The sequence below is a fragment of the Flavobacterium sp. ZT3R18 genome (assembly GCF_007097385.1).
Lineage (GTDB): Bacteria > Bacteroidota > Bacteroidia > Flavobacteriales > Flavobacteriaceae > Flavobacterium.
Genome location: NZ_VJZS01000002.1, coordinates 218,534 through 234,872, shown reverse-complemented (window position 1 = coordinate 234,872; position 16,339 = coordinate 218,534). Strand labels below are relative to the sequence as shown.

General features: G+C 34.5%; 20 protein-coding genes and 1 pseudogene. 14 read left to right on the top strand and 7 right to left on the bottom strand.

The features are described 5' to 3' along the window. Positions 1–581 precede the first annotated feature (581 nt). Complete coding sequence (gene gdhA / locus FNW52_RS03605; protein WP_143376080.1) at positions 582–1,925, bottom strand: NADP-specific glutamate dehydrogenase; 1,344 nt, start codon at positions 1,923–1,925, stop codon at positions 582–584. Positions 1,926–2,207: 282 nt separating this feature from the next. On the opposite strand from gdhA, the gene FNW52_RS03600 reads away from it, so the two are divergent. Together FNW52_RS03600 and FNW52_RS03595 are read left to right on the top strand one after the other, a co-directional pair. Then, positions 2,208–2,999 (top strand): glutamate dehydrogenase, encoded by a 792-nt coding sequence (locus tag FNW52_RS03600; RefSeq protein WP_143376078.1) that lies wholly within the window; start codon positions 2,208–2,210, stop codon positions 2,997–2,999. Positions 3,000–3,416: 417 nt separating this feature from the next. After that, the gene (locus FNW52_RS03595; RefSeq protein ID WP_143376077.1) at positions 3,417–4,202 is read left to right on the top strand and encodes a glutamate dehydrogenase; all 786 of its coding nucleotides are present in this window, start codon (positions 3,417–3,419) and stop codon (positions 4,200–4,202) included. Between the two features lie 53 nt (positions 4,203–4,255). Here the strand turns inward: FNW52_RS03595 and FNW52_RS03590 are convergent, their stop codons facing one another. From FNW52_RS03590 to FNW52_RS03580, 3 genes are read right to left on the bottom strand one after another with little or no spacing between them, the layout of a single operon-like run. Continuing rightward, positions 4,256–5,410 carry a cystathionine gamma-synthase gene (locus tag FNW52_RS03590; RefSeq protein WP_255515483.1) on the bottom strand — a complete coding sequence of 385 codons (1,155 nt, stop codon included), beginning with the start codon at positions 5,408–5,410 and terminating at the stop codon, positions 4,256–4,258. 42 nt (positions 5,411–5,452) lie between these two features. Next, on the bottom strand, positions 5,453–5,908 hold the full coding sequence (locus tag FNW52_RS03585) for a DinB family protein (RefSeq protein WP_143376074.1): 456 nt from the start codon (positions 5,906–5,908) through the stop codon (positions 5,453–5,455). Between the two features lie 37 nt (positions 5,909–5,945). Continuing rightward, positions 5,946–6,401, bottom strand: a complete 456-nt coding sequence (locus tag FNW52_RS03580) for a DinB family protein (RefSeq protein ID WP_143376073.1) — start codon at positions 6,399–6,401, stop codon at positions 5,946–5,948. 83 nt (positions 6,402–6,484) lie between these two features. On the opposite strand from FNW52_RS03580, the gene FNW52_RS03575 reads away from it, so the two are divergent. The 11 genes and pseudogenes from FNW52_RS03575 to FNW52_RS03525 form a co-directional block, all read left to right on the top strand. Next, positions 6,485–6,835 (top strand): arsenate reductase family protein, encoded by a 351-nt coding sequence (locus FNW52_RS03575; protein WP_143376071.1) that lies wholly within the window; start codon positions 6,485–6,487, stop codon positions 6,833–6,835. After that, entirely contained in the window at positions 6,835–7,734 is a 900-nt protein-coding gene (locus tag FNW52_RS03570; protein WP_143376069.1) for a DMT family transporter, read from the top strand. The genes FNW52_RS03575 and FNW52_RS03570 overlap by 1 nt, the downstream gene beginning before the upstream one ends. A 91-nt stretch (positions 7,735–7,825) precedes the next feature. Further along, positions 7,826–8,059 carry a hypothetical protein gene (locus FNW52_RS03565; protein WP_143376068.1) on the top strand — a complete coding sequence of 78 codons (234 nt, stop codon included), beginning with the start codon at positions 7,826–7,828 and terminating at the stop codon, positions 8,057–8,059. After that, complete coding sequence (locus FNW52_RS03560) at positions 8,049–8,381, top strand: type II toxin-antitoxin system RelE/ParE family toxin (protein WP_143376067.1); 333 nt, start codon at positions 8,049–8,051, stop codon at positions 8,379–8,381. Before FNW52_RS03565 ends, FNW52_RS03560 begins: the two co-directional genes overlap by 11 nt. 65 nt (positions 8,382–8,446) lie before the next feature. Continuing rightward, positions 8,447–9,346 carry a DMT family transporter gene (locus FNW52_RS03555; protein WP_143376065.1) on the top strand — a complete coding sequence of 300 codons (900 nt, stop codon included), beginning with the start codon at positions 8,447–8,449 and terminating at the stop codon, positions 9,344–9,346. Between the two features lie 105 nt (positions 9,347–9,451). Next, on the top strand, positions 9,452–10,312 hold the full coding sequence (locus FNW52_RS03550; RefSeq protein ID WP_143376064.1) for a YicC/YloC family endoribonuclease: 861 nt from the start codon (positions 9,452–9,454) through the stop codon (positions 10,310–10,312). Between the two features lie 51 nt (positions 10,313–10,363). Continuing rightward, positions 10,364–10,936 (top strand): guanylate kinase, encoded by a 573-nt coding sequence (gene gmk, locus FNW52_RS03545; protein ID WP_143376063.1) that lies wholly within the window; start codon positions 10,364–10,366, stop codon positions 10,934–10,936. 161 nt (positions 10,937–11,097) lie between these two features. Next, complete coding sequence (locus FNW52_RS03540) at positions 11,098–11,370, top strand: hypothetical protein (RefSeq protein WP_143376061.1); 273 nt, start codon at positions 11,098–11,100, stop codon at positions 11,368–11,370. Beyond that, a complete protein-coding gene (locus FNW52_RS03535; protein ID WP_143376060.1) occupies positions 11,370–11,642 on the top strand; it encodes a type II toxin-antitoxin system YafQ family toxin in 273 nt (90 codons plus the stop codon). The genes FNW52_RS03540 and FNW52_RS03535 overlap by 1 nt, the downstream gene beginning before the upstream one ends. Positions 11,643–11,943: 301 nt before the next feature. Continuing rightward, positions 11,944–12,372, top strand: coding sequence for a hypothetical protein (locus FNW52_RS03530; RefSeq protein ID WP_143376058.1), 429 nt, complete (start codon positions 11,944–11,946; stop codon positions 12,370–12,372). Between the two features lie 12 nt (positions 12,373–12,384). Then, positions 12,385–12,813 (top strand): annotated as a pseudogene (locus FNW52_RS03525) (WYL domain-containing protein); the annotation flags it as partial. Between the two features lie 56 nt (positions 12,814–12,869). Here FNW52_RS03525 and FNW52_RS03520 read toward each other — a convergent pair. Together FNW52_RS03520 and FNW52_RS03515 are read right to left on the bottom strand one after the other, a co-directional pair. Further along, positions 12,870–13,589 (bottom strand): hypothetical protein, encoded by a 720-nt coding sequence (locus FNW52_RS03520; RefSeq protein ID WP_143376055.1) that lies wholly within the window; start codon positions 13,587–13,589, stop codon positions 12,870–12,872. Between the two features lie 118 nt (positions 13,590–13,707). Further along, complete coding sequence (locus tag FNW52_RS03515; RefSeq protein WP_143376053.1) at positions 13,708–14,289, bottom strand: DUF4468 domain-containing protein; 582 nt, start codon at positions 14,287–14,289, stop codon at positions 13,708–13,710. A gap of 520 nt (positions 14,290–14,809) precedes the next feature. Between FNW52_RS03515 and nadD the strand changes: the two genes are divergently transcribed. Further along, on the top strand, positions 14,810–15,391 hold the full coding sequence (gene nadD / locus FNW52_RS03510; RefSeq protein ID WP_143376051.1) for a nicotinate (nicotinamide) nucleotide adenylyltransferase: 582 nt from the start codon (positions 14,810–14,812) through the stop codon (positions 15,389–15,391). Here the strand turns inward: nadD and FNW52_RS03505 are convergent, their stop codons facing one another. After that, a complete protein-coding gene (locus FNW52_RS03505) occupies positions 15,392–16,288 on the bottom strand; it encodes a LysR family transcriptional regulator (RefSeq protein WP_143376050.1) in 897 nt (298 codons plus the stop codon). Positions 16,289–16,339: the final 51 nt, after the last annotated feature.

The window sequence follows — 16,339 nt, the reverse complement described above, 5'->3', positions numbered from 1 at the left end:
ATTTAAAAGTTTTAATAATATCAAAGTTGTTGTTAGAGAGTTATATGTGTTAAAGTTACGCACAACTAGTATATACACGCTACAAAGTATCGCAAATCCACCCAAAACTAGATGAATACAGACTACTCCATAACCTTTGTGTATTGTTCCCAAATATATTGAATAATCCTTACAATTTCCTAAGAGTTTTTTTGAATGTGTGATTTTTCTTTTGGTCTTGAAAGAACATAAATCTCTCGCTTCCCTTGAAGTTGTGGTGTTCGCGAAAGGGATAGAAGCTAGCTACCGAAGTAGCGCGTATAGCCCGACCGCATTATAGAAAGTGGGCGAATATGCGGCACCGAAAGTAGCCCACTTACTATAATGGGGTTTCGCCCAAATGATTTTAGATTGCAGATTTTAGATTTTTTGGGATTTGGAATTTGGATTCCGCCCTCTATAAGCATAAAAAAATGCCTTTAATCTTTACAGAAAAAAGGCATTTTTAAAATATTTATGATTTTTACATTCTAAATCTAAGCTTCGACAAGCTCAGCTTCCGAAGATTAAGCTCAGCTTCCGAAGACTGCAATCTAAAATTCTTATACCACTCCTTGAGCAAGCATAGCATCGGCTACTTTTACAAATCCTGCAATGTTGGCTCCTCTTACGTAATCTACATAACCAGTTGCATCAGTACCATATTTCACACATGACGCGTGGATATCTTTCATGATTACTTTTAATCTTTCGTCTACTTCTTCTGAACTCCAGCTTAAACGCAATGAGTTTTGAGACATTTCAAGTCCTGAAGTTGCTACTCCACCAGCATTTGAAGCTTTTCCTGGAGCGAATAAAATTTTAGCTTTTTGGAAAACATGAACCGCTTCTGGAGTAGAAGGCATGTTTGCTCCTTCGGCAACACAGATACATCCGTTGGCAACAAGTGTTTTAGCTTCTTCTTCGTTCAACTCATTTTGAGTTGCACAAGGCAAGGCTACATCACATTTTACTTCCCATGGACGATTACCTGCTACAAATTTTGCATTTGGATATTTAGCAACATATTCGCTAATTCTTCCTCTTTGCTCATTTTTGATTTCCATAACATGTGCTAATTTCTCAGCATCAATTCCGTCTGCATCGTAGATGTATCCAGCAGAATCAGATAAAGTAACTACTTTACCTCCTAATTGAGTTACTTTTTCGGCAGCGTATTGTGCTACGTTTCCTGATCCAGAGATTACTACTGTTTTCCCTGTAAAGCTTTCGCCTTTGGTAGCCAACATACTTTGTGCAAAATATACATCTCCGTATCCTGTAGCTTCTGGACGAATTAATGATCCTCCAAAAGAAATTCCTTTACCGGTTAAAACTCCAGTAAATTCGTTTCTTAATCTTTTGTATTGACCGTACATATACCCTACTTCTCTTCCTCCTACACCAATATCTCCAGCAGGTACATCTGTATCAGCACCAATATGTTTCGACAATTCTGTCATGAAGGCTTGACAAAAACGCATTACTTCATTGTCTGATTTTCCTTTTGGATCAAAATCTGCTCCACCTTTTCCACCACCCATTGGTAATGTAGTCAAACTGTTTTTGAAAGTTTGTTCGAAAGCTAAGAATTTTAAAATACTTAGATTTACAGAAGGATGGAAACGAATTCCTCCTTTATATGGTCCGATGGCCGAGTTCATTTGAATACGGTATCCTCTATTTACTTGCGTGTCCCCTTTATCATCTACCCAAACTACTCGGAACATAATGATACGATCTGACTCGACCATTCTTTCCAAAATCATTTTGTTTTGGTATTTTTTGTTTTCTTCGATGAAAGGAATTACTGTTTCAGCAACTTCCACAACAGCTTGCATAAATTCCGGCTCGTTCGGATTTTTTTTGGCAACCAATTCGATAAAATTTGTAATACTTTGTGACATGATCATTAAATTATCAACGTTTTAAGAAAACGTTTTCGTTAGATCGGACAAAGATACATTTTATGCGACTATTTAAGGCTTATTTTTTTATAATATTAATCGAATTATCTTTTTATTAGTCATTAATTGCGAATTAAGCTCCGAAAATTGCATTTTTAGCAAAATCGTTGCATTTTTTACAATGAATATTCAATTAGGGGTTGTTTTTTATTTCTCCTTTTCGGTATTTCAGTAGTCGTTGTTTTTCCTTATATTTGTATAGCATTGAAAATACCACCTATCATGATCAAACTTAAAACAATTACCTTAGTAGTTTTTATAGGATTGTCTAATAACGTCTTTTCACAGTTTGGGATTTCACATGAGATAGGTGTGATTGCCGGACCACTAGAGTTACGATCGGACTATGGTCAAAAAAATAATGAAAAAACGAATTTAAAAAATTCTGGATATGGTTTTGGTGTCCTTGATTATTTATCTTTTTCTTACCGCAACAACCGAGGCGGCTTTTTTACTGAACATTTTAGAGTAAGAAACCAACTGTCCTATAGCAAAACTGATTTGAAACATTATGGAAAATGGGTTGATAACAGCAGTAATTCTATAGCGACTCAACAACTTAGAGCAATGTATGGCTCAACGCAGCTTTTAAATTTTGGATCACAATTAGAATATTCTCCATTTAATATACACGACTTCGAGAGATCCTATGGTGCTTTTGGCCCTTTTGTAGGTCTTGGCATACAAGTTAGCTATTATACAGCCACGGCATCCTCAACTTTAGGAGAGCTTGGAAATTCTTCGACAACCTTTTTTAAATACTTAACTCCATCAGACGGTCGCCCTCATGGTTTTTCTAACGAAAGTAAAGTCGTTTTCTCTGGAGTTGCAACTATAGGGACACGATATAAATTAACCCCAATATCGGATTTGTTGTTTAATATTCAGGTACAATATTTTAATTCAGATTGGGTTGATGGACTAAATCCAAATAAAGACATCTATAAAGAAAACACTAGCAATGACGCTACAGTATGGATTGCTTTAGGATACATCTATTATCTAGACAATTAAAAAAATAAAATTACAATTTTCAGACAATAGTAAACAAAAGTTTCTACTGTTTTTAGTTTTATAAGTCTTGATTTTGCAGTTGCATTCGATCTTTCCTCCCTCTATATTCTCTTAAAAATCAGAATTCTATTTCATCTCTAGATACAATTCTATTTTTATTCAAAAAAACTTTGACACTCATTAACTTAATAATGCAATTCTCTCCCCTACTGAAACACCGGTTATAAATGCCTGTTTTTCCACGCATTACATCTATTTTATCCGCCTAACCTCTTTCCGGGTTCAAACTATTGGCTACAAATACCCCCATAATCTTCTTGAAATGAGCATCTATAACAGCATTTTAATAAAAAGACATTTCTTTTATTCCGATATACGTTATACTTTTGCCGAGCCTTAAAAATACCACCTACTCCCATGATTAAACTAAGAACGCTTGCATTATTACTACTAATAAACCTCCCTTATAGCTCCTTTTCACAATCAGCAATTGTCCATGAAATTGGCGTTATTATTGGGGGGACTGAATTTCGATCCGACTACGGTCAACGAGGCGATGTAACAACCAACTTAAACAATATGAGCTTTGGAATTGCGATTGTTGATTATATGAACTTTTCATATAATGACAATTCAAATCGCTTTTTCAATGAACACTTCAAGGTACGATCTGAACTTTCATACAGTAAAACCAATTTACAACATTATGGAGTTTGGACCAAAGGAACGTCTGTAGGATCTAAGCAACTTCAAGCAATGCGAGGCTCTACTATGTTAATTAACTTGGGTACACAACTAGAATATTACCCTTTCGACATTCATGACTTTGAGAACACAATAGGAAGTTTTGCCCCTTACATTAGTTTGGGAATGCAAATCACTTCTTATACCACCACTGCTACATCTACTATGGGCGAACTAGGCAATCCTATTACCACTTTTTCCAAATATTTAGCCCCGTCTGAAGGTCGCTCTTATGGATATTCTAACGAAAGTAAAGCTGTAACTTCTCAAGTTTTAAACCTAGGAACTAGATATAAATTAAACAGAATGTCGGATTTAGTATTTGATATAAGAGCCCAATATTTCAATTCGGATTGGGTTGACGGACTTAATCCTAATAAAGATTTGTACAAAGAAAACAAATCCAATGATTGGCTAACTTTTATTGGTGCAGGTTATATTATTTATTTAGATTATTAAAAAAAATCCCAACTCTTAGTTTTTTAAGGTTGGGATTTTTTTTTAATTATGACTTATGCTAATGCTTGCATCAAATCGGCAATCAAGTCTTCGGCATCTTCAATACCCACACTCAAACGTACTAAATCATCAGTGATCCCAATTTCCTTTCTTTTGTTTTCAGGAATTGATGCGTGTGTCATCAAGGCAGGATGATTCGCCAATGACTCTACACCTCCAAGAGATTCTGCAAGAGTGAACACATTTAATCTTTCTAGAAAATCTACAGCTTCTTCTTTTTTACCAGATACAAATGTAAACGAAACCATACCTCCAAAACCGCTCATTTGCTTTTTGGCAATTTCATGATACGGATGACTTGGCAATCCTGGATAATAAACCGTTTTTATTTTGGGGTGATTGCTTAAGAATTCGACTATTTTGGCTCCATTTTCACAATGTCTTTGCACACGTAAATGCAAGGTTTTTATTCCCCTAAGAACTAAAAAGCTATCCATTGGCCCTAGAGTGGCTCCCGTGGCAAATTGCTGAAAATGCAATTGATCTCCCAAGGCTTCATCTTTTACAATTAAAGCTCCCGCAATTACATCCGAGTGTCCTCCCAGATATTTTGTAGCCGAGTGCATCACGATATCGGCACCTAAATCTAAGGGTTTTTGCAAGTAAGGCGTTGCAAAAGTATTATCGACTGCAAAAAGAATCTTTTTTTCCTTAGTTATTTTGGCAATTTCTTGAATGTCGGCCAACTTCATCAATGGGTTAGTTGGTGTTTCTACCCAAACCAATTTGGTATTTTCATTGATTAACGACTTGAATTTCTCCAAATCATTCATATCTACAAAATGAAATTTTATTCCGCTGTCTTTATAAATTCGGGTAAACATGCGATAGGTTCCACCATACAAATCATCCATAGCAATGATTTCGTCCCCGGCTTTAAAAGATCTTAGAATACAATCGGTTGCTGCTAATCCAGATGAAAAAGCCAATCCTCTAGTTCCGTTCTCTATACTAGCCAAAGCATTTTCGAGCGCAGATCGCGTTGGGTTTGCAGCTCTACTGTATTCGTAGTCTGGATTTAATGGTTTACCTGGACTGGTTTGAATAAATGTCGAGGTTTGATATACCGGTGGCATTACTGCTCCAGTGCTAGGATCGTGGTGTTGTCCTCCGTGAATAACTTTAGTATTGAATTTCATTATTTTTATTTTTTTGTTAGTCTCAACGCTAACCAATTTATTTTCTAAATATTACACCAACTTTCTAAGGCTCATCATTATTCCAACATGAAGTCCTTCATGAAAGCTATTGAATGCTATAGCGTCTTCGGCACTTTTTAGGACAAATCCTGTTGAAGTTGGATATTCCTGAAAATTATTAAATTTTTTATTGCTGTAATCCGCCTCAGTTTGATCTAGTGTTTTAAACAGTAATGCTTTGATTTCATCTACCTCGGCTTGCGTCACTATACCTTCTGGCTTGGCTCCTTTCATGTATTTACCAATCATTGCTTCAGATACCATCATCGGCAAACCGGATAATTTATGAACCAATAATTGCTGTGCCACAACTATATGTCCAATATTCCAAATTAAATTATTACTGTATCCTTCTGGAATCTTATTCAATTGTTCCAAGGTATAGTTCTCCAAAAATGGAGCTACCATTTTTCTGCTGACTCTTGTAATGTCTAATGTTTGTTGCATTTTTTCTAATTTTTAATGAAAATAATAAATTCGAAGGTTAAATAAATTTTCTGATGCTCATTATTACTCCGGTATGCAGCGCTTCATGATAGTTATTAAAAGAAATGGCATCTTCAATACTTGTAATAGTCAAACCGATAGAAGTTGTATATTCCTGATAATTTTTAAAAACATCACTGTTAAAATCGGCTTCGGTTTGATCAATGGTTTCAAAAAGCAAGGACTGAATCTCTTCAACTTCAGATTGAGAAACAGCTCCGTTTGGTTTGGTTCCGCCTTTGTATTTTTCGAATATTTCGCCAGAGATTCTCAACGGCAACCCCGAAAATTTATAAACCAATCGTTGTTGCGTTACCACAATATGAGCGATGTTCCAAATCAAATTATTATTAAATCCATCCGGAATTTCATTCAATTGATCTAAAGTAAAATTTTCTATAAACTGGGACAGTACTTTTCTGCTCGTTCTAGTAACATTAAACATTTTGTGCATTTTTCTTGCGATTTGGAAATTTTCGATAAAATTAAACATTTTAAGTGTCAAATGTTTTCCTTTGCATTTAGAAATTAGAAAATATGAACAAAATATACTATCTCGCTTCCTGCGATACTTGCCGAAAAATTATAAAATCTCTTCCGAAAGACCATGATCTGGCTTTTCACGACATCAAACAAAACCCAATTACAGCTGAAGAACTAGAAGAAATGTACTGCCTTTCTGGAAGTTACGAAACTTTGTTTAGCAAAAAAGCAGTACTCTACAAATCGATGGATTTAAAAAACAAATCCCTTACTGAGGATGATTACAAGAAATACATCTTGGAACATTATACCTTCTTGAGTCGCCCCGTTTTTATCATAAACGACAAAATATACATTGGTAATACGCAACAAAATATGTTACAAGTAATGAAAGCTTTGGGTTAATGTCAAAAAGAAATCTAGCCTTAATGGGCGCAACCATCGTTTCCATAATTTACGGAGTTACTTTTACCATTGCCAAGGATGTAATGCCAAAATACATTGATGCCTATGGATTTATTTTATTACGTGCCGGTGGTTCTATGCTTTTATTTTGGTTGGTGTGGTTCCTAATGAGCCTTTTTAATAAAAACGAAAATGAAAAAATTGCCCTCAATGATTTTCCGCGTATCATTGCGTCAGCTTTTTTCGGTGTGGCCTTTAATTTTCTCACTTTTTTCAAGGGTTTGAGTTTGACCTCTCCCATTTCAGGAGCTGTAATTATGGTTTCTACTCCTATGATAGTGTTGGTGCTTTCGGCTATTATTATGAAGGAACACATCAAAAAAAGAATGGTCTTGGGAATCGTACTAGGCTTGATTGGAACTGCTTTTTTGATCCTTTATGGTAAGTCTATAGGCGATACTTCCCAATCAGAACTTGGGAATTTATTGGTTTTGGTTAGTGCCATTTCTTATGGGTTCTATCTGATTATTGTCAAAAAATTAATGAATAAATACAGCGCTTTTACTTTTGTAAAATGGATTTATCTGTTTGGTTTCCTAATGGTTTTGCCTTTTGGCTGGAGCCAATTTGCTATCGTTGATTGGGCTATTGTACCAACGACCATTTACTGGAAAATAGGTTTTGTGGTAGTCATCTCGACTTTCTTAACATATTTATTAAATTTACTTTCGATGAAAGAATTAAAACCAACCACAGTCGCAGTGTTTATGTATTTACAGCCTTTATTTGCATCCATTTTTGCAATAAGCTTAGGAAAAGACACCTTGAGTTTCGTTAAAGTTGGTTCGACTATTCTAATATTTTCTGGAGTATATTTGGTTACACAGAAGAAGAGTTAGTAGCTACGATTTTTAGTCTCTTATCTCAAACTGATAACTGGGACTGAGACTGAAAACTTTTAATTACCTTTACACTCTAAATATCAATGCCATGAGTTTACAAATCATTCAAAACGAAAATGGAAAACCTGCGGGAGTTTTTATTCCAATAAAAGAATGGAAACAAATGAAAGCAATGTATGAAAATCTGAAAATCTGGGAAGAACCAGAACAAACAGAAGAAGAAATCTTAAACAACATTCGACAAGCTGTTGAAGAAATGAAGCTGATAAAAGCTGGAAAACTAAAAGGAAGACCCGCAAGAGAATTATTAGATGAGTTATAAAATCATCTCTATCCCAACATTTGATAAAGAACTAAAATCATTGTCAAAAAAACATCGTTCTATTCCAAAAGACTATGAAAAACTTTTGGATAACTTAGAAATTAACCCAAAAATGGGCGATGAAATCATTCAAAATTGCTATAAAATTAGAATGGCAATTACTTCCAAAGGGAAAGGTAAAAGTGGTGGTGCCAGAGTTATTACCTATATTTACATTCAAGAAGAAACCGTTTATTTACTTTCTATTTACGATAAATCAGATCACACTACAATTTCTGATGCTACCATTCGAGAACTGATAAAAAGTATAGATTTAGAATAAAAGCCTCTCCCTCTAAACCTACAATATGAGGAAAGAAAAAATTTAAACCAAAACCCCAAATTTTAATGTCAAAAAGAAATCTAGCCTTAATCGGCGCAACCATCGTTTCCATAATTTACGGAGTAACTTTTACCATTGCCAAGGATGTAATGCCAAAATACATTGATGCCTACGGATTTATTTTATTACGCGCCGGAGGTTCTATGCTTTTATTTTGGTTGGTGTGGTTCCTAATGAGCCTTTTTAATAAAAACGAAAATGAAAAAATTGCCCTCAATGATTTTCCGCGTATCATTGCGTCAGCTTTTTTTGGTGTGGCTTTTAATATGTTGACTTTTTTCAAGGGACTGAGTTTGACATCTCCTATTTCTGCCGCCGTTATTATGGTAACAACGCCAATGATTGTTTTGGTGCTATCGGCAATAATCATGAAAGAACGCATGCAGAAACGCAAAGTGTTTGGGATTATTCTGGGATTAATAGGAACTGCTTTTCTGATCCTTTACGGAAAATCTATCGGGAGCGCCACGAATGCTAGCTTGGGTAATTTCCTGGTTTTGGTCAATGCCATTTCCTATGGTTTTTACTTAATCATCGTCAAAAAATTGATGCATAAATACAATGCTTTTACCTTTGTAAAATGGATTTATTTATTTGGATTCCTAATGGTTTTGCCTTTTGGCTGGAGCCAATTTGCTACAGTTGATTGGGCTATTGTACCAACGGATATTTACTGGAAAATAGGTTTTGTAGTTGTCATTTCAACCTTCTTAACCTATTTGCTAAATCTCCTTTCGATGAAAGAATTAAAACCAACCACTGTTGCTGTTTTCATTTATTTACAGCCTTTGTTCGCTACTGTTTTTGCTATTAGCTTAGGCAAAGATGAGCTGAGTTTGGTCAAAATTGGTTCGGCTATTTTGGTGTTTTCCGGAGTTTATTTGGTAACAATGAAAAAGAGTTAGCAGTCTCAGTTTTCAGTCTCAGAGTCAAACTGGCTACTGAGACTAAAAACTGGGACTGAGACTGAAAAACTTTTTCCTTATCTTTGACCTCTTTTAGAAAACAATATGATACAATCGATGACGGGTTTTGGTAAAGCCACTTTGCAATTACCATCCAAAAAAATTACAATAGAAGTAAAATCCTTAAACAGCAAAGGTTTAGATTTAAACGTTCGAATGCCTTCGCTTTACCGCGAAATGGAATTGGGTCTTCGCAACCAAATCGCCCTGAAACTGGAAAGAGGTAAAGTAGATTTTTCTATTTTTATCGAAAGTACCGCAGAACAAACCACCACCAAAGTGAATGTGCCAATCGTGAAAGCCTACATCAGCCAATTGAGAGAAGTTTATGCCGATGCCGATGAAACCGAATTGATGAAAATGGCGGTTCGTATGCCTGACACAATGAAAATAGAACGTGACGAGATCGACGAAAATGATTGGATTCAAATTCAGACCGTTATCGAAGAAGCGTTGCAAAATATCCTGACTTTCAGAAAAGACGAAGGGCAATCACTAGAAAACGAATTTCAGTTGCGAATCGGAAACATTCGTCAATACATGACTGAAGCTTTGGCACTAGACCCAGAGCGCGTTCAAGCGATAAAAGACCGTTTGCAAACTGCCATTTCAGAATTAAAAGTAAACGTAGATGAAAACCGTTTTGAGCAAGAGTTAATTTATTACCTAGAAAAACTAGACATTACCGAAGAGAAAGTACGTCTAACCAATCATCTTGATTATTTCCTAGAAACCATTAACGGAACCGAAGCCAACGGTAGAAAACTAGGATTCATTACCCAAGAAATGGGTCGTGAGATCAACACTATGGGATCCAAATCGAATCACGCACAAATGCAAAAATTGGTCGTGCAGATGAAAGACGAATTGGAAAAAATTAAGGAACAGGTATTGAATGTACTGTAGAGACGCGATTTATCGCGTCTGACATCAGATTTTGAATTAGAATATTACAAAATGAAACAAGGGAAATTAATCGTATTCTCAGCACCATCTGGATCTGGGAAAACCACTATAGTTAGGCATTTATTAGGAAAAGAAGATTTGAATCTGGAATTCTCCATTTCTGCTGCATCACGCGCGCCACGTGGCGAAGAAATCAACGGAACAGATTATTATTTTATCTCTACCGAAGATTTCAAAAAACACATCAAAGCCGAAGATTTTCTGGAATGGGAAGAAGTGTACAGAGATAATTTCTACGGCACCCTAAAAAGCGAAATCGAACGTATTTGGGCTTTAGGAAAAAACGTGATTTTTGACATCGATGTTTCGGGCGGATTGCGTATCAAGCATAAATTTCCAGAGGAAACCTTAGCTGTTTTTGTAAAACCGCCAAGCGTAGATGAACTCAAAAGAAGATTGAAGGAACGCTCTACCGAAAGCGATGACAAAATCAATATGCGAATCGCCAAAGCATCTGTAGAACTAGCTACTGCACCGCAATTTGATGTGATTATCAAAAACTACGATTTGCCTACCGCCCTTGAAGAAGCCTATCAGTTGGTAAAGGATTTTGTGAAGGATTAAAGGAAAAAAATCTGTAATTAAAAACTATTTTGGTTGTTTTAGGTTAGAAATTTTGATTCTAACCTAAAGACTAATTACTAACTGGTTACAGTTTTATTTTGTGTTTTAAAAAATGAAGGATTCTATAATTTTGTACATTTGTACTATAAAACAACAAAACGATGACTTCATTTACTGTAAATTTAGACGAAAGCAGCAAAGCTGGAAAAGCCTTTTTGGCAATGGCTGAGACTTTTTTTAAAGATGTGAAAGGATTAGAAATAATTAAAAATCCTGTTGCATCAGATAAAACTACGGCTAAAGAAAAAAAACATCCCGCAACTAACAACATTCCTAATGCTGAAACTGTAAAGGCTATAAACGACATAAAAAACGGTGTAGGTCTTACTAAAACAAAGAATTCTAAAGACTTATTCAAATCACTTGGGATTTAATGTACGAGTTAATTTACGCATCAAAATTCAAAAAGGATGTTAAACTTTGTCAGAAAAGGAATTATGATTTCTCCGAATTTAAAAAAATAATATCCGAATTAGAAAGTACAGGAGAAGCATCTGCAAAATACAGACCTCATACTTTGAGTGGGGATTATGCTGGTTGTTGGGAGTGTCACATAAAACCCGATTGGTTACTAATTTGGTATTATGTTGATGGAAACACGATCTATTTGGCCAGAACAGGAACCCATAGTGATTTATTTAAGTGATAAAACTAGTACCCACGGATTTAGTTTCTTTATTTGCATTTAAAAAACTCTTTGGTTTAATTTACTTCTAAAGTAAAAAAATAAGCACAGTAGCCAAAAATCTTAACAACTTACAGTTACATTTTTTACGCTATTTTTCAGAAGTTGAATTTTCACAAAAAATATCAAAAATTAAGGTAGCAAAATACTATTATAAGAAAACAATCGAAGACAATAATATTGATGTCAATTAGTAAAGGATTAAATCTAAACTGTCAAAAAAAGTGATTGTTTAGATTTTTCTCTTTTAAAACAAAAAACTATGTCAAATTTTGAACCGTTAAAACGGCAGGTTTCCATTTTGAGAGAAATTCAAAGAGTAGAATGCCCTTCAGTGGCTGAGTTACAAAAAAAATTCGATATAAAACCAGCAACTTTTAAGCGTGATATTGAAGCTATAAAACAATTTTTCACTCCCAATTTAAGATACGATTCTAAAGCAAAAGGATATAAAATTGATGGCGAAATCGAGGGAGAAGCTCTTTTAATCCTAGAAACTTTTGAGTTACTTGCTTTTGTTCACAGTACTGATGGGGTAAATGAATTTATCATTCCCGAGAAAAGAAAAGCCACAGGTACGGAACATTTTTTTATACTTAAAAAGTGTATAGAAGACCAAAAAGCAGTTACATTTTTACATCACAATTACGTCAATAACGAATCGGGGGAATTAAAAGAATGCTTTTTATAGCCTCTTGCTCTAAAAGAAAGTCGTGGACGTTGGTATGTTTTAGGAACTAAAGAAGATGGAACGTTTCGGTCTTATGGACTTGATAGGATAACATTATTAGAAGAAAACGGAAACAAATTCGAAAGAAAACTAAACAAGTTGGAGTTGATAAAAAAATACGAAGATTGTTTTGCCATGTATACTTCTGAAAGCCCTGCCGAAAAGGTAATTCTGTCTTACAGCAAGGAAGAAGCTAATTACATCAAATCGTACCCAATCCTTCCCGAACAAGAAATAAAAGAAAAGAATGGACGTGTGGAGGTCACTCTCAATATTAAAATTATTGACGATTTATTTACAGAACTATTGTCTCATGCTCGTTCAATTGAAATCATTGAGCCTTTGCACTTGCGTGAAAGATTTTTCAACTATTTCAAGGAAGCAATGGAGCGGAATCAATAATTCCTTTATATGCAAAAAGCCGTCAGTGATTGACGGCTTTTCTATTTACACTCACATTACAGAGTGTCATCTTGAATTGTCGGAGAATCTGTTTGAATATCTCGTTGATAGTTCCAAATCAAATTATCAAGTTTTTTAGCTGTGATATTAAAACCATTATTTTTTAATTGCTCTGTCACACCAGTAAGAATAACTTGACAATCATTTAAACTTACTTTTTCTTCTAAAATATTCTCTAAAAAACGAAGAATCATTCTGTCTGGTTTTATTAAATCATCTGAACCAGCAAGCATAAAGAAATATTGTAAAGAAATCCCACTTTTTTGTCCAGATATTTTTTTTATTTCAATTTCAAATTGGTCGTTAGTGATGATTTTATCAATGTCGTTTAAGCTTTCTACTTTGTACTTCTGTAACACTTTTAGGAATAACACAACTGCTTCTGATTTCAGAATTCCACTGACCGTGGAGGTTCTTTGGCGGTTTTTATATATGTTTTCAGCTAGTTCCTGAACAGTTTGCTGCTCCATTAGTTCCAAAAAGTGTGAGGTTGTCAGCTCTTCAGTGTTTGAGGATTTGTCGATTTTGTAATGGTCGCAAAAACGGTTGACTACATTTTTAACGGCCTCGTATTTCACCCCAATTGAAAATATGGAGTCGATTACACATAGTGGCAAATGTCCGTAATTATACTCATCTGGGAGTTTATAGTTCTTTTGGTCTGCAAAAATTTCATTACAAGACTTTGTTACTTTTTCTATTATTTCTTTATTCATGCTGTTTTGATCAATTATTTTTTTTAAAGATACTTATAAGTTATCTACGTTTTATCAGTTTTATATTTCCGTTGGAAATCCATTAGCGTCATATACATCTCTAATGGCATATGTCAAATTACCAATTTGATGCTTGTGATTTTGCTTCACCTCTTAAATAAATATCCATCGATTTTACTAAGCCATTGTAATATTCAACATTTGTTTGAATATCTCGATAGTTATTTCTAAATGTACCATCCTCTTTGAAAATTAAATCAGATGTTCTTTCATCTAACGGCATTGAATAATAATGTCTCTTTGACCAACCACCAGAAGCATACTTTGTAGCTTCAGTATAGGTGTTAACACTCGTAATATCAAACTTAACTTTACCATCTTTAAAGTAAAATTCAATTTCGTATTTAGTTGAGTAATATGTTGTCATACCCATAACCTTCATCCAAGAAATATTAGAATCCATACCTTCAATTCTAATGTAAGAGTTGTCGTTTTTGGCTAATATTACCTTTTCGGGGTTCTTGTAAGTTTCATTAATCCAACCTAATGCTTTTTGGTATAATTCCTTATCTGTTTGACCGATTTTGTCTATTACAACATATTCCGTAAAACCTTTTTCTTTAGTGAAAGAAAATTCCTTTTCTTGACCAAAACTCACTACACTTAACATAAACACTAACCCTAAAATAATCTTCTCCATAATCTATTTTTGTTTTTTTTACTGCCGCAAGTTCATAACGGCATAATCCTTCTCTGTCATAATGGTGCAAAGATATTTCTTGCCGGTATCAAAACATGATGCTGGAAATAAATTAAAAAAATATCAAATAAAGAAACCACTGCATAACAAGGTGGACTCAAATTTCTACAATTTCAATCCCATAATCCGTCAATTAATTAGCGACAATCTTTAGAATTAGATTTCTTTGTTTTATTTCTCTAAATTTACTCTCTAAAAACAGCGTTAGGAACTCAGTTGCTAGAAATTTAAATTACTTCTAGTTGCACTTCTTATTATTATTTATCAGAAGTAGAACTATCTAAACAAGAAACTACCGATGTCTAGAATTTGGTTGCTAACTATTTTTGAAAGAGAAAAATCATAGAAGATCTAAAACAATGAAGATTTTATTAGAAAAATGAACTCCGAAGACTTGTTTAAATCGTTTTTGTTTTACAACTGTAATAATAAAACCCCATAATAATACCACTAAATACGCATGAAAACAGGACTTTATTTCGGAACGTTTAACCCCATACATGTTGGGCATCTTATCATTGCCAATCACATGGCGGAACATTCCGATTTGGATCAAGTTTGGATGGTCGTTACGCCACACAACCCACTCAAAAAGAAAAACACCTTACTCGACGATTACCACCGTTTGCAAATGGTGTATCTGGCCACCGAAGATTTTCCTAAAATAAAACCTTCGGATATTGAGTTTAAGTTAGCGCAACCTAATTACACTGTGAATACTTTGGTTCATTTACAGGAAAAATATCCTGATCACGAGTTCTCCTTAATTATGGGAGAAGACAACTTAAAGTCTTTCCACAAATGGAAAAACTACGAAGCTATTTTGGAACATCATGACATTTATGTTTATCCGAGAATCTCTACAGAAATTGAAAATTTAGATTTAAAAAACCATCCAAAAATTCACTTGATAGACGCTCCAGTTGTTGAAATATCCTCGACTTTTATTCGGGAAAATGTTAAAAACGGAAAGAATGTTCAACCTTTATTGCCCCTAAAAGTTTGGGAATATATTGATCATAATAATTTTTATAAGAAGTAGTTAACCCAAAACTCCCTTCAATTCCAATTCTATATCCTGAAAAATAGCAGTCAAATTATCGTTTTTGCCCGATAGTAAAAACACATCCGTACTCGGCATTTCTTTGCTGTTCCAAATCATTTGCAATTTCTTTTCTTGAATCAAATTTTTAGCATTGATATTCCAAGTAACCGCTACTCCTGTGTTTTTAGAAAGAATTTCCAGCATTTCATATTCGGATGGAATGATGTAATTGGCAATCATCGATGGTCTTTTCTTGGCAAAAACATGCAACCAAAATAATTTAATGTGAGGAATCCCCGCATCATGACTGTACCATTTTTGTTCATTCAACCAGTTTTCTATTGTTTCCAACTCTTTGATTTTAATTTTCGCTTTTATTACGGAAAGATCAATATTTGTTGACCCTACAATAACTTGCTTGATCTCCCCCACTTTTTTCTGAATGGTATCAAAGGTGTCAAATTTTTTGGAAACAATTGCAAAATCGAGTTTTTTGGAATTTACCAAATCAAACAGTGCATCATTATTATGGAAGGTAAAATCGATAAAATCAAATTTGGCGAGCAAGGCACTCCCGATGCTACTCATCAAATGTCTGGAAATCCCAACCGAAAGTAAACGATTGGCATTAAAAGCTTTGGCTCGAAAACCGTTCTCTACATTTTCCAATCGGTCTAAGGCATCAATGATTAGATTATTGAGTAACTTAGCGTATTCAGTAGGTTCAACCCCTTTGGACTTTCGATTAAAAAGCTTGTAGCCCACATGCGCCTCCAACATTACTATTTGCTGACTTACAGCGGGTTGGCTTATAAATAATTCTTTGGCGGCTAAAGAAAAATTTCCGTTTTTATAAACCGATTTAAACGTTCTGTACCATTCGAGATTAACCATGATATAAATATATTTATCACAAACATAATTTAAATTATTTTTACAAATACC

What these genes read in the sequence shown, in the direction of transcription:
- gdhA (WP_143376080.1), bottom strand. Translation starts at nt 1,925, where the DNA reads ATGTCACAAAGTATTACAAATTTTATCGAATTGGTTGCCAAAAAAAAT.
- FNW52_RS03600 (WP_143376078.1), top strand. Translation starts at nt 2,208, where the DNA reads ATGATCAAACTTAAAACAATTACCTTAGTAGTTTTTATAGGATTGTCT.
- FNW52_RS03595 (WP_143376077.1), top strand. Translation starts at nt 3,417, where the DNA reads ATGATTAAACTAAGAACGCTTGCATTATTACTACTAATAAACCTCCCT.
- FNW52_RS03585 (WP_143376074.1), bottom strand. Translation starts at nt 5,908, where the DNA reads ATGCAACAAACATTAGACATTACAAGAGTCAGCAGAAAAATGGTAGCT.
- FNW52_RS03580 (WP_143376073.1), bottom strand. Translation starts at nt 6,401, where the DNA reads ATGCACAAAATGTTTAATGTTACTAGAACGAGCAGAAAAGTACTGTCC.
- FNW52_RS03575 (WP_143376071.1), top strand. Translation starts at nt 6,485, where the DNA reads ATGAACAAAATATACTATCTCGCTTCCTGCGATACTTGCCGAAAAATT.
- FNW52_RS03570 (WP_143376069.1), top strand. Translation starts at nt 6,835, where the DNA reads ATGTCAAAAAGAAATCTAGCCTTAATGGGCGCAACCATCGTTTCCATA.
- FNW52_RS03565 (WP_143376068.1), top strand. Translation starts at nt 7,826, where the DNA reads ATGAGTTTACAAATCATTCAAAACGAAAATGGAAAACCTGCGGGAGTT.
- FNW52_RS03560 (WP_143376067.1), top strand. Translation starts at nt 8,049, where the DNA reads ATGAGTTATAAAATCATCTCTATCCCAACATTTGATAAAGAACTAAAA.
- FNW52_RS03555 (WP_143376065.1), top strand. Translation starts at nt 8,447, where the DNA reads ATGTCAAAAAGAAATCTAGCCTTAATCGGCGCAACCATCGTTTCCATA.
- FNW52_RS03550 (WP_143376064.1), top strand. Translation starts at nt 9,452, where the DNA reads ATGATACAATCGATGACGGGTTTTGGTAAAGCCACTTTGCAATTACCA.
- gmk (WP_143376063.1), top strand. Translation starts at nt 10,364, where the DNA reads ATGAAACAAGGGAAATTAATCGTATTCTCAGCACCATCTGGATCTGGG.
- FNW52_RS03540 (WP_143376061.1), top strand. Translation starts at nt 11,098, where the DNA reads ATGACTTCATTTACTGTAAATTTAGACGAAAGCAGCAAAGCTGGAAAA.
- FNW52_RS03535 (WP_143376060.1), top strand. Translation starts at nt 11,370, where the DNA reads ATGTACGAGTTAATTTACGCATCAAAATTCAAAAAGGATGTTAAACTT.
- FNW52_RS03530 (WP_143376058.1), top strand. Translation starts at nt 11,944, where the DNA reads ATGTCAAATTTTGAACCGTTAAAACGGCAGGTTTCCATTTTGAGAGAA.
- FNW52_RS03520 (WP_143376055.1), bottom strand. Translation starts at nt 13,589, where the DNA reads ATGAATAAAGAAATAATAGAAAAAGTAACAAAGTCTTGTAATGAAATT.
- FNW52_RS03515 (WP_143376053.1), bottom strand. Translation starts at nt 14,289, where the DNA reads ATGGAGAAGATTATTTTAGGGTTAGTGTTTATGTTAAGTGTAGTGAGT.
- nadD (WP_143376051.1), top strand. Translation starts at nt 14,810, where the DNA reads ATGAAAACAGGACTTTATTTCGGAACGTTTAACCCCATACATGTTGGG.
- FNW52_RS03505 (WP_143376050.1), bottom strand. Translation starts at nt 16,288, where the DNA reads ATGGTTAATCTCGAATGGTACAGAACGTTTAAATCGGTTTATAAAAAC.